General features: G+C 70.3%; 26 protein-coding genes. 7 read left to right on the forward strand and 19 right to left on the reverse strand.

Going from position 1 to position 24860, the window contains the following annotated elements; all coding sequences use genetic code 11:
- Positions 1–47: 47 nt before the first annotated feature.
- Positions 48–767: a hypothetical protein gene (locus AB4112_RS16875; RefSeq protein ID WP_441721227.1), complete on the reverse strand. Its 720-nt coding sequence runs from the start codon at positions 765–767 to the stop codon at positions 48–50.
- A 295-nt stretch (positions 768–1062) separates the two neighbouring features.
- On the opposite strand from AB4112_RS16875, the gene AB4112_RS16880 reads away from it, so the two are divergent.
- A complete protein-coding gene (locus AB4112_RS16880) occupies positions 1063–2463 on the forward strand; it encodes an FAD-binding oxidoreductase (protein ID WP_309791907.1) in 1401 nt (466 codons plus the stop codon).
- Here the strand turns inward: AB4112_RS16880 and AB4112_RS16885 are convergent, their stop codons facing one another.
- The gene (locus AB4112_RS16885) at positions 2464–2685 is read right to left on the reverse strand and encodes a hypothetical protein (protein WP_309791906.1); all 222 of its coding nucleotides are present in this window, start codon (positions 2683–2685) and stop codon (positions 2464–2466) included.
- 89 nt (positions 2686–2774) lie between these two features.
- Between AB4112_RS16885 and AB4112_RS16890 the strand changes: the two genes are divergently transcribed.
- Positions 2775–3158 carry a winged helix-turn-helix domain-containing protein gene (locus AB4112_RS16890; protein ID WP_441721231.1) on the forward strand — a complete coding sequence of 128 codons (384 nt, stop codon included), beginning with the start codon at positions 2775–2777 and terminating at the stop codon, positions 3156–3158.
- Positions 3159–3216: 58 nt separating this feature from the next.
- On the opposite strand, the gene AB4112_RS16895 is transcribed toward AB4112_RS16890, so the two are convergent.
- From AB4112_RS16895 to AB4112_RS16905, 3 genes are all read right to left on the reverse strand, one after another.
- The gene (locus tag AB4112_RS16895) at positions 3217–3402 is read right to left on the reverse strand and encodes a hypothetical protein (protein ID WP_309791904.1); all 186 of its coding nucleotides are present in this window, start codon (positions 3400–3402) and stop codon (positions 3217–3219) included.
- The gene (locus tag AB4112_RS16900; RefSeq protein WP_441721233.1) at positions 3393–3635 is read right to left on the reverse strand and encodes a hypothetical protein; all 243 of its coding nucleotides are present in this window, start codon (positions 3633–3635) and stop codon (positions 3393–3395) included. Before AB4112_RS16900 ends, AB4112_RS16895 begins: the two co-directional genes overlap by 10 nt.
- 151 nt (positions 3636–3786) lie before the next feature.
- The gene (locus tag AB4112_RS16905; protein ID WP_441721236.1) at positions 3787–3966 is read right to left on the reverse strand and encodes a hypothetical protein; all 180 of its coding nucleotides are present in this window, start codon (positions 3964–3966) and stop codon (positions 3787–3789) included.
- A gap of 143 nt (positions 3967–4109) precedes the next feature.
- On the opposite strand from AB4112_RS16905, the gene AB4112_RS16910 reads away from it, so the two are divergent.
- On the forward strand, positions 4110–4976 hold the full coding sequence (locus AB4112_RS16910; RefSeq protein ID WP_441721239.1) for a DUF6502 family protein: 867 nt from the start codon (positions 4110–4112) through the stop codon (positions 4974–4976).
- Positions 4976–6247 (forward strand): DUF5666 domain-containing protein, encoded by a 1272-nt coding sequence (locus AB4112_RS16915; RefSeq protein WP_441721242.1) that lies wholly within the window; start codon positions 4976–4978, stop codon positions 6245–6247. The genes AB4112_RS16910 and AB4112_RS16915 overlap by 1 nt, the downstream gene beginning before the upstream one ends.
- A 26-nt stretch (positions 6248–6273) precedes the next feature.
- On the opposite strand, the gene phnE (AB4112_RS16920) is transcribed toward AB4112_RS16915, so the two are convergent.
- The 4 genes from phnE (AB4112_RS16920) to phnC all read right to left on the reverse strand — a co-directional run bounded on the left by phnE (AB4112_RS16920) (position 6274) and on the right by phnC (position 10077).
- Positions 6274–7152 (reverse strand): phosphonate ABC transporter, permease protein PhnE, encoded by an 879-nt coding sequence (gene phnE, locus AB4112_RS16920; protein WP_441721244.1) that lies wholly within the window; start codon positions 7150–7152, stop codon positions 6274–6276.
- Positions 7152–8042: a phosphonate ABC transporter, permease protein PhnE gene (gene phnE, locus AB4112_RS16925; protein ID WP_441721247.1), complete on the reverse strand. Its 891-nt coding sequence runs from the start codon at positions 8040–8042 to the stop codon at positions 7152–7154. The genes phnE (AB4112_RS16920) and phnE (AB4112_RS16925) overlap by 1 nt, the downstream gene beginning before the upstream one ends.
- A 205-nt stretch (positions 8043–8247) precedes the next feature.
- Positions 8248–9186 carry a phosphonate ABC transporter substrate-binding protein gene (phnD, locus tag AB4112_RS16930; RefSeq protein WP_441721250.1) on the reverse strand — a complete coding sequence of 313 codons (939 nt, stop codon included), beginning with the start codon at positions 9184–9186 and terminating at the stop codon, positions 8248–8250.
- Positions 9187–9255: 69 nt separating this feature from the next.
- Positions 9256–10077, reverse strand: coding sequence for a phosphonate ABC transporter ATP-binding protein (gene phnC, locus AB4112_RS16935; RefSeq protein WP_309791895.1), 822 nt, complete (start codon positions 10075–10077; stop codon positions 9256–9258).
- A gap of 226 nt (positions 10078–10303) precedes the next feature.
- Between phnC and AB4112_RS16940 the strand changes: the two genes are divergently transcribed.
- Positions 10304–11581 carry an MFS transporter gene (locus AB4112_RS16940; RefSeq protein ID WP_441721254.1) on the forward strand — a complete coding sequence of 426 codons (1278 nt, stop codon included), beginning with the start codon at positions 10304–10306 and terminating at the stop codon, positions 11579–11581.
- A 4-nt stretch (positions 11582–11585) separates the two neighbouring features.
- Here AB4112_RS16940 and AB4112_RS16945 read toward each other — a convergent pair whose 3' ends face one another.
- A complete protein-coding gene (locus AB4112_RS16945) occupies positions 11586–12371 on the reverse strand; it encodes an enoyl-CoA hydratase-related protein (RefSeq protein ID WP_441721256.1) in 786 nt (261 codons plus the stop codon).
- Positions 12372–12640: 269 nt separating this feature from the next.
- Between AB4112_RS16945 and AB4112_RS16950 the strand changes: the two genes are divergently transcribed.
- Together AB4112_RS16950 and AB4112_RS16955 are read left to right on the forward strand one after the other, a co-directional pair.
- Positions 12641–13249 (forward strand): TetR/AcrR family transcriptional regulator, encoded by a 609-nt coding sequence (locus AB4112_RS16950; protein ID WP_441721259.1) that lies wholly within the window; start codon positions 12641–12643, stop codon positions 13247–13249.
- A complete protein-coding gene (locus AB4112_RS16955; RefSeq protein WP_441721262.1) occupies positions 13246–14754 on the forward strand; it encodes an MFS transporter in 1509 nt (502 codons plus the stop codon). Before AB4112_RS16950 ends, AB4112_RS16955 begins: the two co-directional genes overlap by 4 nt.
- 10 nt (positions 14755–14764) lie before the next feature.
- Here AB4112_RS16955 and AB4112_RS16960 read toward each other — a convergent pair whose 3' ends face one another.
- The 9 genes from AB4112_RS16960 to AB4112_RS17000 all read right to left on the reverse strand — a co-directional run bounded on the left by AB4112_RS16960 (position 14765) and on the right by AB4112_RS17000 (position 24679).
- Positions 14765–15139: a hypothetical protein gene (locus AB4112_RS16960; protein WP_309791890.1), complete on the reverse strand. Its 375-nt coding sequence runs from the start codon at positions 15137–15139 to the stop codon at positions 14765–14767.
- Between the two features lie 101 nt (positions 15140–15240).
- Positions 15241–15936, reverse strand: coding sequence for a hypothetical protein (locus AB4112_RS16965; protein ID WP_309791889.1), 696 nt, complete (start codon positions 15934–15936; stop codon positions 15241–15243).
- A gap of 66 nt (positions 15937–16002) precedes the next feature.
- The gene (locus AB4112_RS16970) at positions 16003–16743 is read right to left on the reverse strand and encodes an SDR family NAD(P)-dependent oxidoreductase (protein ID WP_441721265.1); all 741 of its coding nucleotides are present in this window, start codon (positions 16741–16743) and stop codon (positions 16003–16005) included.
- Entirely contained in the window at positions 16740–18185 is a 1446-nt protein-coding gene (locus tag AB4112_RS16975) for an MATE family efflux transporter (protein WP_441721268.1), read from the reverse strand. The genes AB4112_RS16970 and AB4112_RS16975 overlap by 4 nt, the downstream gene beginning before the upstream one ends.
- Positions 18175–19752 carry a DHA2 family efflux MFS transporter permease subunit gene (locus tag AB4112_RS16980; protein WP_309791886.1) on the reverse strand — a complete coding sequence of 526 codons (1578 nt, stop codon included), beginning with the start codon at positions 19750–19752 and terminating at the stop codon, positions 18175–18177. Before AB4112_RS16980 ends, AB4112_RS16975 begins: the two co-directional genes overlap by 11 nt.
- Positions 19749–20864 carry an HlyD family secretion protein gene (locus AB4112_RS16985; protein WP_309791885.1) on the reverse strand — a complete coding sequence of 372 codons (1116 nt, stop codon included), beginning with the start codon at positions 20862–20864 and terminating at the stop codon, positions 19749–19751. The genes AB4112_RS16980 and AB4112_RS16985 overlap by 4 nt, the downstream gene beginning before the upstream one ends.
- The gene (locus tag AB4112_RS16990) at positions 20861–21343 is read right to left on the reverse strand and encodes a winged helix-turn-helix transcriptional regulator (protein WP_309791884.1); all 483 of its coding nucleotides are present in this window, start codon (positions 21341–21343) and stop codon (positions 20861–20863) included. The genes AB4112_RS16985 and AB4112_RS16990 overlap by 4 nt, the downstream gene beginning before the upstream one ends.
- A gap of 324 nt (positions 21344–21667) precedes the next feature.
- Complete coding sequence (locus AB4112_RS16995) at positions 21668–22510, reverse strand: c-type cytochrome (protein ID WP_441721273.1); 843 nt, start codon at positions 22508–22510, stop codon at positions 21668–21670.
- Positions 22511–22828: 318 nt separating this feature from the next.
- Positions 22829–24679, reverse strand: a complete 1851-nt coding sequence (locus tag AB4112_RS17000) for a GH39 family glycosyl hydrolase (protein ID WP_441721275.1) — start codon at positions 24677–24679, stop codon at positions 22829–22831.
- Positions 24680–24860 lie beyond the last annotated feature (181 nt).

The raw sequence follows: 24860 nt of genomic DNA on the forward strand, positions 1-24860 counted from the left end.
TGCGCATCCCGTTGTTTCACTGAATCGGGGGCTGGGAGCCCTGCGCCTCAGCGCAGCACGACCATGCTGCCCGCGCCCTTGGCGCCCGGATCGACCGAGAACACCGCCGACAGGCCCGCCGCCTCGATCCTGTAGGGCACGCCGGTCTGCAGCTTCGGCGCGTCGCCGGGATAGCGGAAGCCGCTGCCGCCCTGGCCTTCCCACACCGTCTGCGGCGAGGGCGCGTCCAGCATCACGATGCGGACCGAGCCGCCGGCACCGGAAAACTGCGGCCGGGCGGAAGAGACGGTGGTCTCGTCCCAGAGCTTCGCACTGAACGGAGTTTCGCCCAGCCGGTTGACCCCCGCGCCGGCCTCGGCCGAACGCGCGTTGACCGCGACCCGGTTGACCCCCGCGCCGGCTTCGGACGACCCGGCGTTGAGCGCGACCTGGCTGCGGCTGCAGGACGTGTTGCTGGTCGACACCTGGCCGCCGGCCACGCGGCTGGCCCCGGCACCGATGGTGACGACGCCGCCGCGAATGGTCTCGATGCTGCAGCCCCCGGCATAGGCCAGGGTCAGGCGTCCGCTGCTGCCGAGATTGATGGTCTGGCCGGGATAGACGCTGTCGCCGGTCTCGACATCCGCCCCCGGCGCCCCGCTGATCGCCGTGACCTGCGCCGCAGCGTCACCGCTGGACGCCGGGCTGCCGGAATCGGAATTCGTGACCCCCGGCAAGATGTTGTTCAGAAGTCCCTCGAACTGCGCCGAGGCGCTGGTCGGAACCATGACGGCCGCCAGAGCGGCGGCGACAAGCCACGCTGAAATACGCCTGTTCATATGCATACCCCCCAAACAGAACGTCGACGACGGCAGGTCGCCGGATCGCTTCAATCCAAATCTTGCCCCGACCCCTTGATGGGCACGGGGCATGGCTTTTTCATGACGATTGTAACAAACCTTATGGCAGAACGCCGTTCCGGATTGGAAATGACCCTTTGAGCCCGGCAGCGCTGGCCGCTTGTCGGCTGCCGGATGCCGGCATAAGGTCGACGTCCGTTATGTCTGATAATTGAGCCGGATCATGGCCGTCACGCTGTCCCCCCGCCCCGCCCTCGACGACCGTGCCGCCGCCGCCCTGCGCGCCTTGCTGGGCGACCGCTTCTCCACCGCCGCGGCGGTGCGGGAGCAGCATGGCCGGGAAGAGACCTACCACCCCACCATGCCGCCGGACGGCGTCGCCTTCCCGCAATCGACCGAGGAGGTGGCGGCGGTGATGCGAATCTGCGCGCAATATGAGATCCCGGTCATCCCCTACGGCACCGGCACCTCGCTGGAGGGCGGCATCGCGGCGCTGCGCGGCGGCGTCACCATCGACCTCCAGCAGATGAACCGGGTGGTGCGGGTCTCGGCCGAAGACCTCGACTGCACGGTCGAGGCCGGGGTGACGCGCAAGCAGTTGAACGAATATCTGCGCGACACCGGCCTGTTCTTCCCGATCGATCCCGGTGCCGATGCCAGCCTGGGCGGCATGGCCGCGACCCGCGCCTCGGGCACCAATGCGGTGCGCTACGGCACCATGCGCGACAATGTGCTGGGCCTGACCGTGGTGCTGGCCGATGGCCGCATCATCCGCACCGGCGGCCGGGCGCGGAAATCCTCGGCCGGCTACGACCTGACCCGGATGTTCGTCGGTTCGGAGGGCACGCTCGGCATCATCACCGAGGTGACGCTGAAGCTGTACGGCATCCCGGAGGCGATCTCGTCGGCGGTCTGCGCCTTCCCGACCATCGCCGATGCCGTGAACACCGTGATCGCCACCATCCAGCTCGGCGTCCCGGTCGCCCGGATCGAACTGCTTGACGAGGTCCAGATCCGCGCCTCGAACGCCTATTCCAAGCTCGACCTCGAGGTCGCTCCGACCCTATTCTTCGAGTTCCATGGCACCGAGGCCGGGGTGGCGGAGCAGGCGGAGACGGTCAAGGCGCTGGCCCAGGACCACAATGGCGGCGAGTTCCACTGGGCCACCAAGGCCGAGGACCGCACCCGGCTGTGGGAGGCCCGGCACAAGGCCTACTACGCCGGCATCGCCCTGCGCCCGGGCTGCAGCGGCATGCCGACCGATGTCTGCGTGCCGATCAGCCGCCTCGCCGATTGCCTGGTCGAGACCAAGGCCGACATCGAGGCCAGCGGCATGGTGGCGCCGATCGTCGGCCATGTCGGCGACGGCAACTTCCACACCTGCATGATCCTGAACCCGGACGACCCGGCGGAGATCGCGACCGCCCAGGCCTTCCACGACCGGCTGGTGATGCGGGCGCTGGCGATGGGCGGCACCTGCACCGGCGAGCACGGCATCGGCTACGGCAAGATCCGCTATCTCTCGCACGAGCACGGCGACGCCGTGGCGGTGATGCGGTCGCTGAAACAGGCCCTCGACCCGGCCGGCATCCTCAACCCCGGCAAGGTCCTGCCGGGGAACTGACTACCCGAAGACGGCCCAGAGCAGGACAAGCACCGCGGCCACGGCGATCAGCGCGATCACCGGGGTGTTGCGTCTCAGCTGGTCGGCGTCATGGTCGGGCGCGCCGCTGGTCACGGCGGCCTGGGTGGCCGGGGGGTCGCTGGCCGGGAACGATTCGTCGATGGCCTCGTCGACCTTGTCGTCCAGCGCCGGCTCGGCCGGACGCGGCTCGGCAGCAGACATCATGGCCTCCCATTGTTGTGTTCTGTCATAACGAACGCTCCGGAGCCGAGTTCCCCCCGGCCCCGTCCCGCCCCTATGATCGCACAATCATGCCCAGGCTGCGCATCCGCATCGACTTCGACCCCTCCGGCACCGACCGCCAGCTCGGCCCCGGCAAGATCGGCCTGCTCGAACATGTCGCCGAGACCGGCTCGATCTCCGCCGCCGGCCGGGCCATGGGCATGTCCTACCGCCGCGCCTGGCTGCTGATCGACAGCCTGAACCGCTGCTTCCGCGAAAAGGTGATCGAGACCCGGCACGGCGGCACCCAGGGTGGCGGGGCCGCCCTCACGCCCTTCGGCGAGGCCCTGGTCGAGGAGTTCCGCGCCATCGAGCAGGAGGCGGCGGCGTCCGTCGCCCGGCGGCTCGCGGCGCTGGAGGCGGCGACGGCGCCGCCGGGCGAGCGCAACCAGCCTGCGGACGCCCCGGGCTAGGCTGCGGCGCGGCAGTGCGCTCGATCGGGCCGCGCCGCCTGCTTTTCATGTGCTCTTTTCATGCATCGAGGCGGACCCTCTCGCCCGGCGCCTGCGGGTATGCGCCGTGCCGGGGCAGGCCGACATCCTCGGCCTCCGAATCCCATTCGTCGTCACGATGCCGCGACGCGAACGCCGCGCCCACCGCGACCCCGATCGAAGGGCCGATGGCGGCCCAGAGGATGAGGGCGGTGATCACGGCCATTGCCCCTTCGATCCGCATCGCCCGCCCGGCCGCGCCGCGGCCGGGAGAGGCTGTTCGACGGCCCGGCCGGGCGGCTGTCGCCAGGATTCGGCATAGGGATAGGCCGGAATGGGCCACCCGCATTCGGGCGCCGGCAGCGGCGTCTCGTCGTCATCCTGCGATCCGACAAGGATGCCCACCATGAACGCCAGAAGCGGTCCGATGGCGGCCCAGATCATCAAGGCGACCGTCACGGCCGCCCATCCTTTCTGTCCGAGGCCGGCGATCTGAAAAGCGGCCTGCCACGGCGAACGGCCGGTCCGTCGGCGGCAGGAAGACGCGACCGCAGGTAGAGTTCGAGCCACGGCAGGATGGCCAGGATCGGTTGAAGCATCGCCTCCCTCCTCAAGGAAATTGCGACAGCAGGCTGATGGGAACCTGCGACAGCAGGCGGATGACCGTGTCCATGAGCACCAGTCCAAGGGCGGTCATGAAGACGACCGCGATGACGGCCGTCGTGGCGCGCCGGCGCGGCGAGGTGGCCCTTGGCGGCTTGCGTAGGGCGATCGGTTCCGACGACGGCATGAGCCGCGCTCCTCAGTTGTGGGAATTTATCCCACATAATTGAGTGGGTGTTTTTCCCACGTCAAATGAAAATCCATCCATGTGGGTGTTTTTCCCACGAAACATCATGCTAAGATCGCGCCCGAACCGCCACTTGCGACCAGATGCTCCCCTCCTCGCCGCCACCCGCCCCGGATGCCCTGCTCAAGCCGCTCGCGCGGCTGCTGCGGCCGTTGATCCGCCTGCTGATCCGCAGCGGCGTGACCTTTCCCGTGCTGGCCGACCTGTTGCGCAGCCTCTATGTCGAGGTCGCCGCCCGCGATCTCCTGACCGAACCGAAGGCACAGACCGACAGCCGCATCAGCCTCCTGACCGGCGTGCATCGAAAGGAGATCCGCCGGCTTCGGACGCAGCAGACCGCGCCGGACGAAGGCACGCCGCCGGTGGTGACCCTCAGCAGCCAGATCATCGCCCGCTGGCTCGGCGGATCGCCCTATGCCGATGAGCAGGGCCGGGCGCTGCCCCTGCCGCGGATTGCCCGCTCAACCGGCGAAGCGTCCTTCGAGGGGCTGGTCGAATCGGTGACGCGGGACGTCCGTCCCAGAACCGTGCTCGACGACTGGATCGGCCAGCACATCGTCTTCCTGGACGGCGAGGGCCGCGTCTGCCTTGACGCCGCCGCCTTCATCCCGCGGCCGGGCGGGGAGGAGCAGCTCTTCTACTTCGCCCGGAATCTGCATGATCACATCGCCGCCGCGACCGAGAATGTGGCGGCGGCCGGACCGGCGCCATTCCTCGATCGCAGCATGCACTACGATCGACTGCGTCCAGAAACGGCCGCGCAGCTGGAGACCACGGCCCGCGAAGCGGCGCAGCACCTGCTGACGGATGTCAACCGCATCGCGCTGGAGATGGCCGACGCGGATGACAAGGCGATGCCGCCTGCCTCGGGGGCGCCGCTGCGCCGGATCAACCTCGGTGTCTACGTGTATGTCGAAGACGATCCCAACGACGAGGAGAAGGCGCAGTGATGCGTCGCGTGCACATCCTGGCCCTCGTCCTGCTGGCGTCCTGCACGTCGGCCGGTTCCGGCGGCCGCCCGACCGGCCCTGGGGCTGCCGGCGGACCGGTGACCAATGCGCCGGGATCGACGCAGGCCATCGCCGAACGGGGCGTGGGCGGGACCGGCATCGCGCCGCAGGATGCGGTGGCGGATCGCGGCATGGGGGGCACCGGCATCGTCGGCGTGGTCACCGGCTTCGGCAGCATCTGGGTGAACGGCATCGAGGTGGAGTTCGATCCGAACACGCCGGTGCAGGTCGACGGGCGACCGGCGCGGAGCCATGCGCTGCAGGTCGGGCAGGTCGCGGTGATCACCGCCACGGGCAGCGGTGCGCATCTGAAGGCCAGCGCCATCGCCATCCGCCACGAGGTCGCCGGCCCGGTGGAGGCCGTCGACGCGACCGGCACCGTCCTCCGTGTCGCCGGGCAGCGCGTGCGCCTGACCGGCGCCGTCTGGGGCGACAGCGCCCCGCAGCCGGGTGACTGGGTGGCGGTGAGCGGCTTCGCCGAGCCCGACGGCGGAATCGTCGCGACCCGGATCGACAAGCGTGATCCCGGCCGCATCGTCGTGCACGGATCGCTGTCCGGCAGCGCCGCCGCGCCGCACATCGGCACCCTCGCATTGCGGCCGACGACGCGCCTGTCCACCCATCTGGGGAAGGACGTGACGGTATCGGGACGATACGTGGATGGCATGCTCGTGGCCGACGACGTATCGCAGGATGCCCTGGCGACCGACCCCGCGGGCTGGTTCGACCGATCGGTGAGCCGGCTCGTCATCGAATCCTACGCCGATGCCGGCCGCCGCGAATTCGGCTGGGGCCACGGCCTGGATGCCGCCGCTGCGGGAATTCTCGGATCGCTGGGCACCCAGCCGCAGCGCGTGATCATCGAATTCCAGCGACGACCCGGCGGCGGCCTGGATGCGGTCGGACTGCGCAGCACCATCGGCCGCACCGGAACGGCACCCGAACCCCCGCGCGGTATCGGCGACGAGCGGCAGGGCTTCCCCGGCTCGACCGGACCGGGCGGCAGGCAGACTCCCCCCGGGAGCCGCGATCAGAGCAGCGCGGCACCGGCGGGGCCGACCGCCGGGCGGCCGCCCGGCGGTTCAGATCTGGCCTACAGGCGGTCGGATCCGATGTTCGGATCCGGTTGCGGCGGCGGAGGCATGCCGGGCGGCGGATGCGCGCCGGCCGGGTCGTTCGGCCACGGCCGCCATGGCGGGCCCGGCGGGTGAGCGTCCAGGCTCTCCGGACGAATCCCTCAGCCCCGCGCCGCCTCGCGGCCGATCAGCTTCAGCCGCAGCCATTTCGACAGGGTGTCGATCACGGCGACGGTGATCAGCACCAGCACCAGGATGAAGGCGACCTGGTCCCAGGCCAGGATCTTGATGCGTTCCGAGATCTGCAGCCCGATGCCGCCGGCGCCGACGATGCCGAGGATGGTGGCCGAGCGGGTGTTGGATTCGAAGAAGTACAACGCCTGCGACAGGAACAGCGGCATCGCCTGCGGCAGCACGCCGAAGCGCAGCACCGCCAGGTTCGACGCGCCGGTCGAGCGCACGCCGTCGATCTGCTTCTTCTCCGCCGTCTCGATCGCCTCGGCGTAGAGCTTGGACAGCGAGCCGATGTCGGAGACGCAGATGGCCAGGATGCCGGCCAGCGGGCCCAGCCCGACCGCGCGCACGAACACCAGGGCCCAGATCAGCTGGTCGACGCCGCGCAGACCGTCGAACAGCCGGCGGAAGCCGAAGCGCAGGACGCCGAACGGCATGATGTTGCGGGCGCCGAGGAAGCCGAGCGGGATCGCGATCACCGAGGCGATCAGGGTGCCGATGAAGGCCATGGCGATGGTCTGGCCCAGCGCGGCGAAGATCTCGCCGTACTCCCAATCGGCCATGCCGTGCCAGGAGACCATCTGGCCGATGATGACGAACAGCCCGTTGGGGCTGACCAGCCCGCCATAGAGCCGCGCCGGCGAGACATTGAAATACCAGAAGAGGTAGCCGAGATAGCCCAGCGCCAGCAGGAGCAGCGCGGCACGGACCAGCCGCTCGCCCACCGGGCGGCCGAAGGCGCGCGGCAGGGCGGCGCGGGCATGGTCGACATCGATCGGACGAATCCGAGCCAGACGGGTGCCCATCAATGCGCCTCCCGCGAGATGACGACCGAGCGCAGCCGTTCGGAGCCGAGATCGATCAGCGTCACCGCCGCCACGATCATCAGCACCAGGGCGCTCAGCTCCTCGTAATAGTTGAAGCTGACGATGTAGTAGAGCTCCTGCCCGACGCCACCGGCGCCGACGAAGCCGAGCACCGAGGCCGAGCGGATGTTGATCTCCAGCCGCAGCAGCACATAGGACAGGAAGTTCGGCAGCACCTGCGGCAGCACGCCGAAGCGCATGATCTGGACCCAGGTGCCGCCGGCGGCGCGGATGCCCTCCAGCGGCTTGTCGTCGACCGCCTCGTTGACCTCGGAGAACAGCTTGCCCAGCGCGCCGGTGGTGTGCACCGCCATGGCCAGGATGCCGGCCAGCGGCCCGACGCCGTACGCCCAGACGAAGCACAGCGCGTAGACGATGTCCGGCACGCTGCGGCAGATCTCGAGGAAGCGGCGGCTGAGATGGTAGATCCAGTGGCTGCGCACCAGGTTGCGCGAGGCCGGGAAGCTGAGCAGCAGCGCGGCCACTGCCCCCAGCACCGTGCCCATGATCGCCATCTGGGCGGTCTCGAACAGCAGCACGGCGTAGCTGCCGGCACGGTAGTACCAATAGGCGACCGAGCCCTGGGTCTTGCTGTCGGACAGCAGGTCGGCCCAATGCAGCGTCGGCAGGGTGCGCTGGAAGTATTCGCCGATCCGCGGCAGGCCGGCGGCCAGCTTGGACGGGAAGAACTGCCCGACATATCCCCCGACCAGCACGGCGGCGAGGAACAGTGCCAGCCCGACCAGGGTGGCACGGCGACGCTGGCGCGCCAGGGCCCGGCGCCCGGCCTCGAAGGCCGCGACCGGGTCGCGGGGGCGGTCGTCGGTCATGGATGTCATCAGGGGCAGCCGTACAAACGAATGATCTGGCGGAACGATGTCGGGTTCGCCCGAAGGCGAACCCGACCTACGCAGCTCTCGACACCGTCATTGCGAGCGCAGCGAAGCAATCCAGGGCCGCAACAACGGAGGCATGGATTGCTTCGTCGGCTGCGCCTCCTCGCAATGACGGACGAGGAAGCAGGCCGCAGCCCGATCAGCTACGGCGCGCGCTGGCCTCGGTCTCACGCATCTTGATGATGGCCGAGAAGAAGTCGTTGGTGACGGGAGCGAAGCCGGAGCCCGTGCCCTTCTCCACCGCCTCGTAGATGTCCGGATGGTCGACCGGCAGCTTGGTCAGGAACTCCAGCATGTCCTTGCGGAAGGCTTCCGGCAGGGCGGTGCGGGTGGCCCAGGGGCCGTTCGGGATCAGCGTCGACTGCCACAGGATGCGGAGATCCTTCATGTCGAGCATCTTCTTGTCGACCATGCTGCGCAGCGCGCCGCGGCTATAGCCCACCGCCGGGTCGCCCTGGCCGGAGATCCAGGTTACGCCGGCGTCGTACTGGCCCTTCATCACCGCGACCACGCCCTGCTCATGCCCGCCGGCAAAGTTGGTCGAGCCGAAGAACTTGGCCGGGTCGAAGCCCTGGTCCTTGAGCTGGAAGTTCGGGATCAGGTAGCCCGAGGTCGAGTTCGGGTCGGCGAAGGCCAGGGTCTTGCCCTTGAGGTCCTCGATCTTCTGGTAGGGGCTGTCGGACTTGACGTAGAGCACCGAGAAATAGCCGGTCGACCCGTCGTCTTCCTTGGTCACCACCAGCGGCTCGACGCATTTGCAGTCCAACCACAGGCCGGCATAGCCCGAGGCGCCGAATTCGGCGAGGTCGAGCTGGCCCGCCGCCATGCCCTGCATGACGCCGGCATAGTCGGAGGCCGGGTAGAGTTCGACCTTCACGTTGAAGGTGCTCTCCAGCAGCTTCTCGAAGCCGTCGTAGCGCGCCAGCCGGTCGGCGTCGGCCTCGCCGCCGAGGATGCCGACGCGGATGACCGGAACGTCCTTCTTCCAGCTCGGATCGGCCGCCGAGGCGGTGCCGGCCAGGCCGGCGAGAGCGATGGCGGCCGTGGCCGCTGCGAGGATCGTGCGCCGCATGAACATGGGTCTACCCCTTTCCAGTGCATTGTGATTGGACGCCCGGCGCCGCGCCGGGCGCCGTCCGGCTGGAGCTCAGGCCGGGACCAGCTCGCGCTCGCCGGTCCTGGGCTCGATCGCGGTCGAGGTGATGCGCTCGTCGAAGGCCTCGCGCATTCCGTCGACCCCGTAGATCTGCTCGACCACATCCATGGTCAGCGCCTCGGGGGCGCCGTCGAACACCACGCGGCCCCTGGCCATGCCGACCACCCGGTCGCAGTAGTGCCGGGCGGTGTCGAGGGTGTGCAGGTTGACCAGGACGGTGATGCCGTCCTCGCGGTTGATGGCGCGCAGCGCGTCCATCACGATCTTGGCGTTGCGCGGGTCGAGCGAGGCGATCGGCTCGTCCGCCAGCAGCACCTCGGGCTCCTGCAGCAGGGCGCGGGCGATGGCGACGCGCTGCTGCTGGCCGCCCGACAGGGTGTCGGCCCGCTGCAGCGCCGCCGGCGCCATGTCCAGCCGGTCGAGCGCCTGGATGGCGAAGGCCCGCTCGCGCTCGCCGAACTGCTTCAGCAGCGACGGCAGCGTCCAGTGATAGGCGATGCGGCCGAGCAGCACGTTGGTCAGCACGTCGAGCCGGCTGACCAGGTTGAACTGCTGGAAGATCATGGCGCAGCGCGCCCGCCATTCGCGCAGCGCCCGCCCCTTCAGCCGGGTGACGTCGACGCCGTCGAACAGGATGCGCCCGCCGCTGGGGTCGGCCAGGCGGTTGACCAGCCGCAGCAGGGTCGACTTGCCGGCGCCGGAGCGGCCGATCACGCCGACCATCTGCCCCGGGGCGATCGTCAGGCTGACGTCGTCGACCGCGTTCACCGCGCGATAGCTCTTGGTCAGTCCTTCGATCACAAGCTCGGCCATATGGCACACTCCGGTCCGGTCACGGGCAGCGCCGGCCTCGGGAGGCGGACCGGCGACCGTCATCGGCGTGTGTGGCCTAGCAAGGGGAGGTTACAGTCGCGTGATCCCCCTGTGTCGATTCCGTGAATGCAGCCAAGCCTCTGCCCGGGTTGACCTTTTGTCGCAAACGGGCTTGGGTGGCCGCCAAGACGTCCAATCATCAGACGATTCGTGGGAGCCAAACGCCTTGCCCGAGTCCCGTCCGCAGACGATCGCCAAGATCACTTGGCGGCTGATGCCGTTCCTCGGCCTCCTGTACCTGATCGCCTATATCGACCGGCAGAATGTCGGCTACGCCAAGCTGCAGATGGTCGGCGACCTCGGCATCAGCGAGACCGCCTATGGCCTGGGCGCGTCGCTGTTCTTCATCGGCTACTTCCTGTTCGAGGTGCCGTCGAACGTCATCCTGGCCCGGGTCGGCGCCCGGCGCTGGCTGGCGCGGATCATCTTCACCTGGGGCCTGGTCACCCTGGCGCTGGCCTTCACCCAGAACGCCACGATGTTCTACGTCCTGCGCTTCCTGCTGGGCGTCGCCGAGGCCGGCTTCTTCCCCGGCGTGCTGTTCACCCTGACCCTGTGGTTCCCGCAACAGTTCCGCGGCCGCATGATCGGGCTGTTCATGGCCTGGAGCGCGGTCGCCAACGCGGTCGGTTCCACTGTCGGCGGCGCGCTGCTGGACCTCGACGGCGCGTTGGGCCTCAAGGGCTGGGAATGGGTGTTCATCGCCACCGGCATCCCGGCCGTGGTGATGGGCGTGGTCACCTATTTCTTCCTGCCCGACAGCCCGGAGAAGGCAACCTTCCTGGACAGTTCGGAGAAGACCTGGCTGCGCGACGTGCTGGCGCGCGAGAACGCGGAAGGCAAGGTGCAGCACGGCAACCCGTTCGCCGCCCTGCTCGACGGAAGGGTGCTGCTGCTGGCGGTGTTCTACGTCGCCTTCCCGCTCGGGGCCTATGGCCTGAGCTACTGGCTGCCGACCGTGGTGCAGGGCTTCGGCGTGTCGAACACCGTCAACGGCCTGCTGAACATCATCCCCTGGGTCTGCGTCGCCGCCGCGCTGTGGTGGGTGCCGCGCAACGCCGCCCGCACCGGCGACCAGACCTGGCACATCGTGATCCCGGCGCTGGTCGCCGCGGCCTGCCTGGCGCTGAGCGTGGTGGTGCCGGGCAATGCCGCCAAATTCGCCCTGCTCTGCGTCGCAGCGGCCGGCATCTTCGCGCCGCAGCCGGTGTTCTGGTCGCTGCCGCCGACCTTCCTGACCGGCGCCACCGCGGCGGCCGGCATCGCCGCGATCAATTCGGTCGGCAATCTCGGCGGCTTCATCGCCCAGAACGCGGTGCCCTGGATCGGCGACGCCACCGGCAGCAAGCTGGCGCCGATGTGGTTCCTGGCCGCCAGCCTGGTGGTCGGCGCGCTGATGACCTTCGTCGTCCAGGCCGCGCTGCGGCGGCCGAGGGCGGGGTAGCCGCTCAGGCCCCCCGGAACCGCGGCGGGCGGCGTTCGGCGAAGGCGGCCTGGCCTTCGCGGATATCGGCGCTGCGGTAGGCGCCGTCATACAGCGCCGCGGTCTCGGCCGTGTCGGCATCGGCGCCGGCCATCATCGCCTCGACCATCCGCTTGGTCGCCCGCAGGCTCAGCGGCGCCCGCTCGGCCAGGGTGCGGGCGTAGTCCAGCGCCGCGGCCTCGATCGCGTCGTCGGGCAGCACCCGGTCGACCAGGCCGATCGCCAGCGCCTCGGCGGCGTCGAGCAGCCGGCCGGAGAACAGCATGTCCTTGGCCCGGGCCGGCCCCACCGTCGCCACCAGCCGGCGGGTGTCGGCGAAGCTGTAGGCGAGGCCGAGCCGCGACGGGGTGATGCCGAGCCGCGCGGGGACACCGGCGAAGCGCAGGTCGCAGGCCAGGGCCAGGCCGCAGCCGCCGCCGACGCACAGGCCGCGAACCAGGGCGATGCTCGGCCGGTCGAGGCTTTCGACCGCGTGCAGCGCCGCCCGCACCGCCGCGTTGTAGGCCTGGGTCGAGGCCTCGTCGGCAAACACCGTGCCGAATTCATGGATGTCGGCGCCGGCGGAGAAGGCCTGGCCGCCCGCGCCTTCGACGATCACCGCCGCGACCTCGGGGTCGGCATCGATCTCGGCGCACAGCCCGGGCAGCGCGCGCCACATCGCGGCGCTGATCGCGTTGTGGCGCGCCGGCCGGTCCAGCACCAGCCGCGCCAGCCTTCCGTCGCGAAACCATCGGATCGGGGTGTCGGTCATCGGGTCCTCGCCACAGGGCCGGCGAGTGTGTCACCGCGCGACCGCGCCGGGCAATCCCGGGCGGCGCTGAAGTGACACGCCGCCCCCTCCCCCGTCATTGCGGGCGCAGCGAATCCATCCATCGGGCAGCCCATAACGGCGCCATGGATTGCTTCGTCGGCTTCGCCTCCTGGCAATGACGAAGGGGGGCCACCGCATCCGCGCCTCATCGCTTGACTCTTCGTCGTCCACAAATGAGAATGAACGTTCATTCTTATCGAGATCGATCCATGCCCGACGCCCCCCCCCTGTCCCGCCGCGAGGAGAAGCAGCAGCGCATCCTGGAGGCCGCCGCCGACTGCTTCGCCCGGCGCGGCTTCCACGGCACCGGCATGGCCGAGATCTGCGAGGCGGCGGGGATGAGCGCCGGCAACCTCTACCGCTACTTCCCGAGCAAGGAGGCGATGATCTGCGCCCTGGTCGACGTCGAGCGGGAGGAGACGGCGGCGCTGTTCCGGGCGGTGGAGGACACCGACGATCCGCTGGCCGCCATCACCACCCTGCTGGTGCGGTTCCTGACCCTGACCGCCGATGCCTCGGGCCACCGGCTGTGGCTGGAGATCCTGTCGGAGGCGGTGCGCAACCCGCGGGTCCAGGCGGTGCTGGACCGCGGCGACCGCGAGATCCGCGCCGCGCTGGCCCATCTGATCGGCCGCGCCGCCGCCTGCGGCCAGGCCGACCCGGCGCTGGACGGCGACGCCGCCGCGGTCTGGCTGCTGGCCCTGACCGACGGCTTCAGCGTCCGGATCGCCACCGACCCGGCCTATGACATCGCCGCCGGCCTCGCCGCCCTGCCCCAGCTGATCCGCCGCTGCCTTGCCCCAGGTGTGACCCCATGACTGCCCATCCTAATCGCTGGGCCATCCTGCCCGTCGTCTCCGTCGCCCTGCTGCTGGTCGCGATCGACGCCACGGTGCTGCACATCGCGGTGCCGACCCTGACCCTGGCCCTGGGGCCGAGCGCGACCCAGCTGCTGTGGATCATCGACATCTATCCGCTGCTGATGGCCGGGCTGCTGCTGGCCGCCGGCACGCTGGGCGACCGCTTCGGGCACAAGCGGATGCTGCTGCTGGGGCTGGGGCTGTTCGCCCTGGCCTCGGCCGCCTGCGCCTTCGCCCCCGGCCCGGCCTGGCTGATCGCCGGCCGCGCCTTCCTGGCCTTCGGCGGCGCGATGATGATGCCGGCGACGCTGTCGATCATCCGGCTGGTGTTCGACGACCCGCGCGAACGGGCGACGGCGATCGGGGTGTGGGGCGCCGTCGCTTCGGGCGGCGCCGCCTTCGGGCCGGTGGTCGGCGGCGCGCTGCTGGAGCATTTCTCCTGGGGCGCGGTGTTCCTGATCAACGTGCCGATCATCCTGGTCGCCCTGCCCTTCGCCGCCTGGCTGGTGCCGGGCCGGCGCGACGACCGCGGCGGCCATCCCTGGGACCTGCCCGGCCTGGCCATGGCCATGGTCGGGGTGATGGCCTTGGTCTATGCGGTGAAGCAGAGCACGCATGAAGGCGCCGACCCGTGGCTGGCGGCCGCGATCGCGGTGGTGGGCGCGGTGCTGGTGGCCGGCTTCCTGCGCCGCCAGGCCCGGGCCGCGGCGCCGATGATCGACCTCAGCCTGTTCCGCAACCCGGCCATCGCCATAGCCCTCACCTCGGCCATGGTGGCGATGATCGCGGTGGTCGGCTTCGAGCTGCTGCTGAGCCAGCAGCTGCAGCTGGTGCTGGGCCTGTCGCCGCTGCAGGCCGGGCTGCGGCTGGCGCCGGTGCCGCTGGCGTCGTTCCTGGCCTCACCCTTCGCCGGCCGGCTGGCCCACCGCTTCGGCTTCCGCGTCACCGCCACCGCCAGCTTGGGCCTGTCCGCCGCCGGCTTCGCCGCGGTCGGGCTGCTGCCGCCGGGCGAGGTCTCGGCGGCCACGGTCGCCGCCTTCATCGCCATCGGCGCCGGGCTGGGCGCTGCCATGACCGCGGCCTCGACCACGGTGATGAACAGCGCCCCGGCGCACCAGGCCGGCGCCGTCGCCTCGGTCGAGGAGGTGGCCTATGAGCTGGGCGGCGGCCTCGGCGTCGCCCTGTTCGGCAGCCTGATGACGGTGCTGTACCAGCGGCTGATCGCCCTGCCGCCGATGCTGGAGGCCGCGGTGCCGGCGGCGCGCCGGTCGATCGGCGAGGCGCTGATATCGGCGGAATCCCTGGCGGCGCCGGAGTCCGGCCTGGTCGCGGCGGCGGCGCGGGGCGCCTTCTCCGCTGCCTATCAGGGGGCCGCCCTGGCCGCGGCGGCGCTGCTGGCCGCCACCGCCCTGGCCGCGCTGGTCGTCCTGGCCCGGCGGCGGGCGGCGCCGCAACCGGGGTGAGCCGGCCCGGCTATGCCGGCTTGTTGGCGAAGGCCTCGGAGCAGTAGACCGTGTTGCCGCCGGCGAAGACGAAGAACACCACGTCGCGGTCGTTGGTCAGGGCCGTCACGGTGCAGGTGACCGGCACGGCTTCGGCGTCCTTCACCGTCTTGCTGTCATGGCGCTCCCAGACCAGCTTGCGCCCGCCCTCGGGCGTGGCGGTCTCGTGGTCGGGCGGCCCGAGCCCGGCGATCATCTCGGCCGAGGGGTGGTCCTGGTAGGGCGCGATCTGCTGGCCGAAGACCTCGCGGGCGGCGGAGGTCACGCCCTCCACCGTCTGCGGCTCGGCGCAGGCGGCCAGGGCCAGCATCAAGACGACGGCGGAAGCTGTTCTGAGGGACGGCACGCATATCCTCCGGCGACCATGGATCACGACGGTCGCATCGCGATGCCTGTTCCAGCGTGTACACGCTGCTGGGCCGGATGGTCCAGGGGGTCGCCGCCTGCCTACAGCCGTTCCAGCCCGAAGCCATCCAGGTCGCGGTCGGGCATGGCGGAGCGCGACAGCACGTAGATCACGTGGAACGGCCCGTCATCCGGCGCCCTGGCCACCGGCCGGCGGGTGACGGCGAAGCCGGCGGCGCGGGCGCGGTCGACGAAGCCCGGATCCTCGAAGGCCGACCACAACAGCAGGACCCCGTCCGGTTTCAGCCGGGCCGCGAAGGCCGCCAGCCCGGCGGAAGAGTACAGCGCCGAATTCCCCGCCGCCGACAGCGGCTGGGGCCCGTTGTCGACATCGAGGACGATGGCGTCCCAGGCGCCCTCCCCCGCCAAGGCGAGGACGTCGCCGTGGCGGATCCGGACATGGTCGGGCAGCGCATCGAACAGCCGCCGGCCGGTGTGGCGGTCGAACCAGCGGATCACCGCCGCCGACAGCTCGGCCACGGTCACCCGCCCGGCCCCGCCGAGGTGCCGGACCAGGCTGGCCAGGGTGAAGCCGAGGCCGAGGCCGCCGACCAGGATGTCGGGATCGGGGCTGCGCGCCAGCCGGGCGGCGAGTTCGCCCAGGATGTCCTCCGACTGATGGAACGCGCCGTTCATCAGCTCCCAGCCGTCCACCCGGATCATGTGGATGCCGTCGCGCTCATACAGGTCGAACACCGTGCCGTCCTGCGTCGCGCTGTCGAGATGAATCCAGGCCATCGCACCCTCTCCTCCGATCGGAGAGTTGTCGCCGATTCCGGCGGCCGGCGCATCCATCCAGATGCGTCAGAACCCTTCGCGGTACGGCCGCAGATCGACCTCCTGGGTCCAGGCTGAGCGGGGCTGGCGGTGGATCTGCCAATAGGTCTCGGCGATGGCGTCGAGGCCCAGCAGCCCGTCCTCGCCGCGCTCCTCCACCACCCCGGGCCGCGCCCGGCGCAGGCGGTCGCCGTCGATGCCGCCATCGATCACGACATGGGCGACATGGAGACCCAGCGACCCGTATTCCCGCGCCATGCTCTGGCCGAGCATGCGCAGGCCCGCCTTGGCCGCGGAGAAATGGGCATAGCCCGGCTTGCCGCGCAGGCTGGCCGAGGCGCCGGTGAACAGAACCGTGCCGCGGCCGAGCGGCACCATCCGCCGCGCCGCCTCGCGCCCGACCAGGAAGCCGGCGAAGCAGGCCACCCGCCAGAACTGCTCGAACTGGTCGGCCGAGATCTCGCGGAAGTCGACGCGCTGGTTGTTGCCGGCGTTGAACACCACCAAATCGGCCGGGTCGCGCCCCTCGCCCGACGCCATAGCGCGGTCGAACAGGCGGACCACCAAATCCTCGCGGGTCAGCTCGACCAGCGCGGCCTCGGCGCTGCCACCGGTCAGCCGGATCGCCTCGGCCACCCGCTCGATCCGTTCCGGCGACCGGCCGGCGACCAGCACGTGGTAGCCCTCGGCGGCGAAGCGGCGGCACAGCGCGGCGCCGAGGCCGAGTTCGGCCCCGACACCGGCGACGACGGCGGTCGGGCGGCTCATGGCTGGCCTCCCCGTCCCCGGAACCAGGCGCCGGAGCCGATCGCCGCCAGCAGCAGCACGCCATAGGCGACCAGGCCGAGCGACAGCGCCGCGAACAGCCCGTCCAGCGACCCGGTCAGGCGCAGCGCCAGCCAGCCGCCGACCAGCACGATGGCGATGCGCAGGCAGCCGCCCAGCAGCGGCCAGAACAGCCGGCCCGCGCCCTGCGAGGCGAAGTAGAGCGACAGGCCCATGCCGAAGAAGCCATAGGCCGGGCCGACGATGCGGAGATAGGCGCTGCCGGTCTCGAGCATGCGGGGGTCGGCGCTGAACAGCGACAGCCAGGCCTGCGGCCAGATCGCGGCGGCCAGTCCGATGGCCTCGGTCACCGCGAAGGCCATGGCCGCGCCGGTCAGGGCGATGCGCAGCGCCCGGTCGCGCTGGCCGGCGCCGATATTGGTGCCGACCAGCGCCAGCACCGGCGCGCCGAGGCCGAAGACCAGCGGGATCAGCAGGTACTCCAGCCGCGCCCCGGTGCCGAAGCCGGCGACGGCGTCGACCCCCGCGGTCGCCGCCACCAGCGAGGTGGCGAAGACGATAGCGATGTTGGTCTGCACCGAGGTGATGGCGCCGACCGTGCCGATCCCCAGGATGCCGCGGAACAGCGGCCAGCGCAGGCGCGACCGGCGCAGCCGCGCCAGGTTCCGCCCCGACAGGATGTACCAGCCCAGCACCGCGGTGCCGGCGAGGTAGTAGATCACCACCGCGACGCCGCCGCCGGCGATGCCCAGGGCGGGGAACGGCCCGATGCCGAAGATCAGCAGCGGCGACAGCGGCACCAGGAACACGACGCCGCCGCAGGTCACCAGGGCCGGCACCAGCATGTTGCCGGTGCCGCGGATCACGCTGGCCAGCCCGTTCATCAGCCACAGCAGGACGCAGCCGGCGAAGACGACGTTGGAGTAGAGCAGCGCGGCCTCGAGCTCGCCCCCGCCGCCGCCGAGCAGGCGATAGATCGGCCGGCCGAACACCAGCATCACCGTCGCGAACACCAGGCCGAGCACGATGTTGATCACCACCGCGTGCAGCACCAGCGCGTCGGCCTCGTCGCGGCGGCCGCCGCCGATCGCCCGGGCGATCAGCGAGGCGATGCCGCCGCCGATGGAGCCGGCCGACAGCATCTGCATCAGCATGACCGGGGGGAACACCAGGGCCATGCCGGCCAGGGCGTCGGTGCCGAGATGCGACACCCACCAGGTCTCGATCAGCCCGGTCGAGGCCTGGGCCAGCATCACCAGCACGTTCGGCCAGGCCAGCCGCAGGATGGTCGGCACGATCCGCCCCTGCAGCAGCATCAGCGTGCGGGCGCTGTGGACGACCGGGGGCGGGGGCCCAGCCGGCGCCGCGACCGCTGTCGCGGCGCCGCTGGCGGCGTCGACCGTCACGGAAGCATCAATGCGCATCGGCCGAGGGTCCTTTGGGGGGCGCAACCTTGCGCATCAGGGGCACGGTGACGGTGGCGATCGCCAGGCAGGCGAACAGCACCATGAAGGCGTCGGAATAGGTCAGGGTCTGGGCTTCGCGCATGGTCAGCGACCACAGCAGCTGCAGCGCCGCCTGGTGGCCGCGCTGGGCGTCGCCACCCAGCGCCGCGGTCTGGGCCACGGTGACCTGCTGCAGCAGTTGGGTCATCGCCGGGTTGGCCGGGGTCAGGTTTTCGGCCAGGCGCAGGAAGTGCAGGTTGGTGCGGTCGTTCAGGATGGTGGCGCAGCCGGCGATGCCGATGGCGCCGCCCAAATTGCGCATCAGGTTGAACAGGCCGGAGGCCAGCTTCAGCCGGTCCGGCGCCAGCCCGCCCAGGGTCAGCGTCACCGTCGGCGCCACCGCGAATTGCTGGGAGAAGCCGCGCAGAGCCTGGGGCAGCAGCAGCTCGCGCCAGCCCCAGTCATGGGTGATCGGGGTGAAGTTCCACATCGACACGGTGAAGCAGGCCAGGCCGAACATCAGCAGCCAGCGCAGGTCGATGCGGCGGGCGCACCAAGTGTAGACCGGGATCGCCATCACCTGGAACACGCCGGTCGAGAACACGGCCAGGCCGATCTCGAGCGCGCTGAAGCCGCGGACCCGGCCGAGGAACAAGGGCGTCAGGTAGATGGTCGAGAACAGGCCGATGCCGGTGACGAAGGAGAAGAAGCAGCCCAGCGCGAAGTTGCGGCTCTTCAATGCCCGCAGGTCGACCACCGGCCGTTCGAAGGTCAGGCTGCGCCAGATGAAGAGGATCCCGCTGATGCCTGCGATCCAGGCGGTGGCGCGGATGGTGTCGTCGCCGAACCAGTCCCAGCGCGGCCCCTCCTCCAGCGTGTATTCGAGGCAGCCGAGGAACAGCGCCATCAGCACCATGCCGGGATAGTCGGCGCCGCGCAGCAGCGACAGGTCGGGCTTGTCGATCCGCACCAGCAGCGGCACCGCCACGGTGATGAAGATGCCGGGCACCAGGTTGACGAAGAACAGCCAGTGCCAGGAGTAGTTGTCGGTGATCCAGCCGCCGATGGTCGGCCCCAGCGTGGGCGCCAGCGACGACAGCGCGCCGATGGTGGCGGCGGCCACCACCACCTTGGGGCCCTTGAAGAAGGCGAAGGCCGCGGTGAACACGGTCGGGATCATCGAGCCGCCGAGGAAGCCCTGCAGCGCCCGGAACGCGATCATGCTGTTGATGTCCCAGGCCCAGCCGCACATCAGGCTGGTGACGGTGAAGCCGGCGGCCGAGACGCTGAACAGCCAGCGCGTCGACATCACCCGCGACAGCCAGCCCGACAGCGGGATGACGATGATCTCGGCTATGAGGTAGCTGGTCTGGACCCAGGCGGTCTCGTCCGAACCGGCGGACAGGCCGCCGCCGATGTCGCGCAGCGAGGCCGAGACGATCTGGATGTCGAGCAGGGCGATGAAGAAGCCGATGCACATCACGCCGAAGGCGAAGATCTTACGGCCCGGCGACAGCTCGTCGATCGGCGTGGTGGCGGCGCTCATTGCCCGGCGCTTCCCGTGCGCTCGTCGACATCGGCCGTCACCGACAGGCCGGGGCGCAGGCGGCCGAGCACCGAGGCGTCGCCGTCCAAGAGGATGCGGACCGGCACGCGCTGGACGATCTTGGTGAAGTTGCCGGTGGCGTTCTCCGGCGGCAGCACGCTGAACTGGGCGCCCGTCGCCGGCGCCAGGCTGGCGACATGGCCGCGGAAGGTCTCGCCCGGCAGGACGTCCGCGACCACCGTCGCCGCCATGCCCGGGCGCATCGCCGCCAGCTGGTTCTCCTTGAAGTTGGCGTCGACCCACAGCCCGGTGGCCGGCACGATCGCCAGCAGCTGCGACCCGACCGTGGCATAGGCGCCGGTCTGGGTGCTGCGGTTGCCGATGGTGCCGTCGATCGGCGCCCGGATCTCGGTGTAGCCGAGGTTCAACTGCGCCGTGTCGCGGTCGGCGACGGCCGCGGCCAGCGCCGCCCGGGCCTGCTGCTTCTGGGTGTCGATGACGTCGAGCTGGCGCTGCGCCGCCTCGAGCGTCGCCTGCACCCGCAGGCCGTCGGCCACCGCCTGCTTGTAGTCGGCATCGGCCTTCTGGAAGGTCTGCACCGAAGCAAACGACTTGGCCGACAGCAGCTGGTAGCGGGCCTGGTCGTCGCGGGTGCGGACGATCTCGGCATCGGAGGCCGCGATGCCGGCCTGGGCCTGGGCGATCACCGCCTGCTGCAGCCGGTAGGTGGCGTCGAGATTGGCCAGGGTCGCGTTCTGCTGCGCCACCGCGGCATCGGCCTTGGCCAGGGCGGCGCGGTAGTCGCGGTCGTCCAGCTTGACCAGCAGGTCGCCGGCATGCACCGCCTGGTTGTCGGTGACCGCGAGCTGGGCGACGAAGCCCGCCACCTTGGGCGCGATCACCGTGACGTCGCCGCCGACATAGGCGTCGTCGGTGCTCTGGATGAAGCGGCCGACCGTCCACCAGTCATAGCCATACCAGCCGCCGCCCAGCACGATCGCCACGGCCAGCGCCGACAGCGCCAGGCGCTTCTTCGTCAGCTTCGGGCGCGGCCTGGCCTGCACCTGGGCCGGCGGGGCGGTGATGTCGCGGTCGAGGACGATGGCGTTCATGACGCCGTCTCCACCCGGGGGGCGTCGACGCGGGCCAGCCGGCCCCGCGTCCGCTCATTGGCGGCGGGGCCGGCCGCGGGCTTGAAGTCGCGCGGGCCGATCGGCCGGCCGCTGATGCGGTCGACCAGGACCGGGTCGGCCACGGCGCCGGTCTCGCGGTCGACCAGCTGCACGCTGGTGCCTTCCGGGGCGAAATGCCGGTTGCCCCAGGCCACCAGCGACCACACCACCGGGCGGAAATCCCGGCCGATCGCGGTCAGCACATATTCGTCGCGCGGGGGCTTCTCACTGTAGCGGCGGCGTTCCAGCAGGCCCGATTCGACCAGCGCGTTCAGGCGCCGGGTCAGCATGCTGGGGGCGATGTCCAGGCTCTTCTGGAACTCGTCGAACCGGGTCATGCCGTAGAAGGCGTCCCGCAGGATCAGGATGCTCCACCACTCGCCGACCCGTTCCAGGCTGCGGGCGATGGGGCACTGCATGTTGCCAAAGCTCTTGTGCTGCATGGCGCTGCCGTGGCGTTATCGTTGAATGATGATCGTCATATAGACCAGTTACTATCATTATGCAAGTCACTTCCGCAGGCGGACGGAATCGAAACGGCCGGGGCTGGAGCCCCGGCCGTGCACCGGTCCGGTCGCTGGAAGGACGGCCTGCAGCCGCCGCCCTCCCTGTTGCGAGACTTTTCAGAACGGCCTTCCCCCTTCCGCTGTCATTCCCGCGAAAGCGGGAATCTCTCGCGGATCAATAGGCTGCGAGATCCCGCTTTCGCGGGGATGACGAGTCGGGGGTTTCTGAAAGGGTCTCTATTGCGCGATGGGCTTGAGGGTCCGGAGATAGGCGGTGATTGCGCCGATATCCTGGTCGCTCATCGTCGCCAGATAGGGCCAGGGCATCGGCGGCGCGAGATGCGAGCCGTCGGGCCGCACGCCCTTGGTCAGGGCGTCCGCGATCTGCCCGTCGGTCCACGCCCCGATGCCGAATTTCGGGTCGGGCGTGATGTTCGGGGTGATGATCCCCGCGTCGCCCACCGGCACGCCGCCGGCGCCCAGGAGGCTGGTGTCGATCCGGCCGTTCGCGTCGCGCGGGGTGTGGCACAGCATGCAATGCCCCATCTGCGCGAGGTAATGGCCATAGGCGACCTTGTCCGACGGATCGGGGTCGGGGATCGCCCCGACCGGGCCGCCATATCCCGGCGGCGTCGGCTGCCGGTACGACGAGGCCGGGACCTGGTTGCGCACCGGCGCGAGGGACTGGAGATAGGCGGCGATGGCATAGGCGTCGCGATCCGACATCCCGCGGTAGAACGCCACCGGCATCGGCGGCCGCAGCACCTTGCCGTCGGGGGTCACGCCCTCGCGGATGGCGGTGACGATCTGATCGGCCGTCCAGCTGCCGAGCCCGGTGTCGCGATCCGGCGTGAGGTTGGGCGGATAGGCCGTGAAGGCCGGCGAGGCTATGGCGTTGCCGCCGGAGAGCGGCGGCCCGGACACCGTGCCCTCGGGCTGCTGCGGCGAATGGCAGTTGCCGCAACTGGCGATGCCGTTGACGAGATAGCGCCCCCGCTCCACCGGGGTCTCCGCCGCGGAGGGCTGGATCAGGGCAGCGGCAGCGGCGAACAGCGCTGCAAAAACGACGGTCCTGGGCACGGTTTGTCCTCGGCTGAAGGTCGGGTCGTCAGCCGATTTCTTGGCGCCAAGCGCGTCTGTCCGAGCTTCGCGCCGGATGGGAAGGTGGTGATCCGCGAAACCGGCCCGACATTGCGAGGCGATCGGCCGTGGGCGGACGATATGGAGGGATTGTCACCGCACGATGACAATAAAGGCGCGAAGCGTTACGAATAAAATGTGGCCTTTATGCAATCGATAATGCCGATACTGTAGGTTGGGTTCGTTCTTGCGAACCCAACACCGGCCCCGGCGGCGCGATGTTGGGTTCGCGATGGCGAACCCAACCTACATCCGTGATCAGCCCCGCACCGCCGCCGAAGCCGGCCCTTCGCGGCCGGACAGGTCGCGGGCGCGGACCCGGTACCAGCCGCCGGGCGACGGCACCGCATGCAGGTACATGGTCGACAGCAGGCCGGCCGGGTTGACCACCTGGAACGGCCCGTCCTCGGCCTCGCCCCACAGCACGTCGAACAGCTGGACCTGGCCGCCCGCCGGCGCGTCCCAGAACAGCACCTGGTTGGTGCTGCCGTTCAGCCCGCGATAGGCCTGCCGCCGCAGGTTGGCTGGCGCCTCCGACGGCGGCTTCGCTTCCCGCGCCACCACCACCAGCGCCACCGAGGGCAGCAGCAGGGTCAGGTCCAGCGCCAGCCGGCCGTCGGCCCGGACCTCGACCCGGCGCACCGTCAGCGCCGGCTCCTGCGCCTGGCGCAGCGCCGCCAGCTGCTCGGCATTCGGCAGGTTCAGCGCCGCCAGCTGGTCCGCATTCGACTCGTTGGCGAGGGCCTGGGCTTCCCAGACCGAGAACGGGTCGCCCTTGTCCTGCGCGATCTCGAAGATGCCGACGCTATGCCGGCCGGGCTCGAGGCCGGCGATCTCCAGCGTCACGGCGCTGGCGCCGGAGCGCCAGATGCGGTCGACGCTGTTGTACAGCAGCACGGCGCCGCCCTCGGCCGAGGGCGTGGCGATGACGCCGAGGCCGGTGCGGTCGGGGTCCAGCGCGCCCGGCGCATCGACCCGGCTGTCGCCCAGCAGAGCCAGCAGCTCCATCACCGTCAGCCCCGGCTTCTTGACGTAATCGAAGGGTTCGGGGTTGGCGCGCCGGGCGGCCAGCGCCGCGAGGTCGGTGACCCAGTCGCGCTGGGCCGCGTCGAACTGCCGGGCGCCGAAATAGGCCAGGTGGGTGCGCTGGCCCCAGCGGCCGAGGAAGCCGTTGTCGTTGCTGAGGATGTCGTAGTCGACGCCCTCGGCCTCGACCAGCAGCCGCTGGTGCTGGTCGATCACCTTGGCGATCAGCCCGGCGAAATACGGCATGGCGTGCCAGGTGTGGTAGATCTCCCAGCCGATCTGCGGGTCGCATTCATTGTTGATGAAGGGCAGCCCGGCGAAGCGCGGATGGTGCTCGCGGACGTAATTCACCGCCTCCATCTCGTGTCGGCAGATGCCGACCGTGTCCGGCGTCAGGTCCTCGGCATGCTTGACCGCCCCCTTCTCGTGCACCGAGATGAAGTCGAGCCGCACCCCGGTCTCGCCGGTGAAGTAATTAGTGCCGGTGTCGCAATGGGCCAGGAAGCTGCGGAAGATCGGCGGCACCCGCCGCGCCACGCCAGGCCCGCCCAGGCGCAGCGCCGGATCGACCGCCTTCAGCCCTTCCGAGCAGGCGTCGTAATAGTTGTTGAACGCGACCTCGCCGCCGAGCTTCCACCAGATGTCCGGCTCGTTCCAGGTCTCGAAATACCAGGTCCGCACCTCCTCAGCGCCGTAGCGCTCGATGCAGCGCCGGGCCAGGGCCTCGACCAGGTCGCGCCAGTGGCGCACCTGCGCATCTTCGTTGAAGTCGGTGTACAGCTTGCCGGGGTTGCCCATCAGCTCGAAGAACGGCCGCAGCCGGTGTTCGACGATCGTGTCCAGCGCCTGGTCCAGCAGCGACCAGTCATAGGCGCCGAGCCGGTCGGCCTTCACCAGGTCGAGCATGTAGTGGACGCGGAGGTATTCGATGCCGCGGTTGGGCACGGCGCCGAGCTGGGCCAGAGCCTGCCGCATCTCCGGCTCCAGCAGCAGCTCCGCCGGCGAGAAGCCGGTGCTGCGCCAGAAGCGCTTCCACGGGCGGGCGGGGCCGTTCAGGTCGACCCGGATCGGGGTGGCGGTCACAAGCGTCTCCTTGGTCTCCGCTCTCGGGAGCGGCTTATTCACACGAGCGCAATCGGATTGCCTCTCCCGCTTGCGGGAGAGGTCGGAGACGCGAAGCGGCTCCGGGTGAGGGCTCTTTGTCGAGGCCTGGGCCCGCCCTCACCCGGCCGTCCTGCGGACGTCCGACCTCTCCCGCCAGGCG

This window comes from Inquilinus sp. 2KB_23, assembly GCF_052115705.1.
Taxonomy (GTDB): domain Bacteria; phylum Pseudomonadota; class Alphaproteobacteria; order DSM-16000; family Inquilinaceae; genus Inquilinus; species Inquilinus ginsengisoli_A.

What these genes read in the sequence shown, in the direction of transcription:
- AB4112_RS16985 (WP_309791885.1), bottom strand. Translation starts at nt 20,864, where the DNA reads ATGAACGCCATCGTCCTCGACCGCGACATCACCGCCCCGCCGGCCCAG.
- AB4112_RS16880 (WP_309791907.1), top strand. Translation starts at nt 1,063, where the DNA reads ATGGCCGTCACGCTGTCCCCCCGCCCCGCCCTCGACGACCGTGCCGCC.
- phnC (WP_309791895.1), bottom strand. Translation starts at nt 10,077, where the DNA reads ATGGCCGAGCTTGTGATCGAAGGACTGACCAAGAGCTATCGCGCGGTG.
- AB4112_RS16975 (WP_441721268.1), bottom strand. Translation starts at nt 18,185, where the DNA reads ATGCGCATTGATGCTTCCGTGACGGTCGACGCCGCCAGCGGCGCCGCG.
- AB4112_RS16910 (WP_441721239.1), top strand. Translation starts at nt 4,110, where the DNA reads ATGCTCCCCTCCTCGCCGCCACCCGCCCCGGATGCCCTGCTCAAGCCG.
- AB4112_RS16890 (WP_441721231.1), top strand. Translation starts at nt 2,775, where the DNA reads ATGCCCAGGCTGCGCATCCGCATCGACTTCGACCCCTCCGGCACCGAC.
- AB4112_RS16990 (WP_309791884.1), bottom strand. Translation starts at nt 21,343, where the DNA reads ATGCAGTGCCCCATCGCCCGCAGCCTGGAACGGGTCGGCGAGTGGTGG.
- AB4112_RS16875 (WP_441721227.1), bottom strand. Translation starts at nt 767, where the DNA reads ATGGTTCCGACCAGCGCCTCGGCGCAGTTCGAGGGACTTCTGAACAAC.
- phnD (WP_441721250.1), bottom strand. Translation starts at nt 9,186, where the DNA reads ATGTTCATGCGGCGCACGATCCTCGCAGCGGCCACGGCCGCCATCGCT.
- AB4112_RS16905 (WP_441721236.1), bottom strand. Translation starts at nt 3,966, where the DNA reads ATGCCGTCGTCGGAACCGATCGCCCTACGCAAGCCGCCAAGGGCCACC.
- phnE (WP_441721244.1), bottom strand. Translation starts at nt 7,152, where the DNA reads ATGGGCACCCGTCTGGCTCGGATTCGTCCGATCGATGTCGACCATGCC.
- AB4112_RS16915 (WP_441721242.1), top strand. Translation starts at nt 4,976, where the DNA reads ATGCGTCGCGTGCACATCCTGGCCCTCGTCCTGCTGGCGTCCTGCACG.
- AB4112_RS16980 (WP_309791886.1), bottom strand. Translation starts at nt 19,752, where the DNA reads ATGAGCGCCGCCACCACGCCGATCGACGAGCTGTCGCCGGGCCGTAAG.
- AB4112_RS16950 (WP_441721259.1), top strand. Translation starts at nt 12,641, where the DNA reads ATGCCCGACGCCCCCCCCCTGTCCCGCCGCGAGGAGAAGCAGCAGCGC.
- AB4112_RS16955 (WP_441721262.1), top strand. Translation starts at nt 13,246, where the DNA reads ATGACTGCCCATCCTAATCGCTGGGCCATCCTGCCCGTCGTCTCCGTC.
- phnE (WP_441721247.1), bottom strand. Translation starts at nt 8,042, where the DNA reads ATGACCGACGACCGCCCCCGCGACCCGGTCGCGGCCTTCGAGGCCGGG.
- AB4112_RS16945 (WP_441721256.1), bottom strand. Translation starts at nt 12,371, where the DNA reads ATGACCGACACCCCGATCCGATGGTTTCGCGACGGAAGGCTGGCGCGG.
- AB4112_RS16885 (WP_309791906.1), bottom strand. Translation starts at nt 2,685, where the DNA reads ATGTCTGCTGCCGAGCCGCGTCCGGCCGAGCCGGCGCTGGACGACAAG.
- AB4112_RS16895 (WP_309791904.1), bottom strand. Translation starts at nt 3,402, where the DNA reads ATGGCCGTGATCACCGCCCTCATCCTCTGGGCCGCCATCGGCCCTTCG.
- AB4112_RS16970 (WP_441721265.1), bottom strand. Translation starts at nt 16,743, where the DNA reads ATGAGCCGCCCGACCGCCGTCGTCGCCGGTGTCGGGGCCGAACTCGGC.
- AB4112_RS16965 (WP_309791889.1), bottom strand. Translation starts at nt 15,936, where the DNA reads ATGGCCTGGATTCATCTCGACAGCGCGACGCAGGACGGCACGGTGTTC.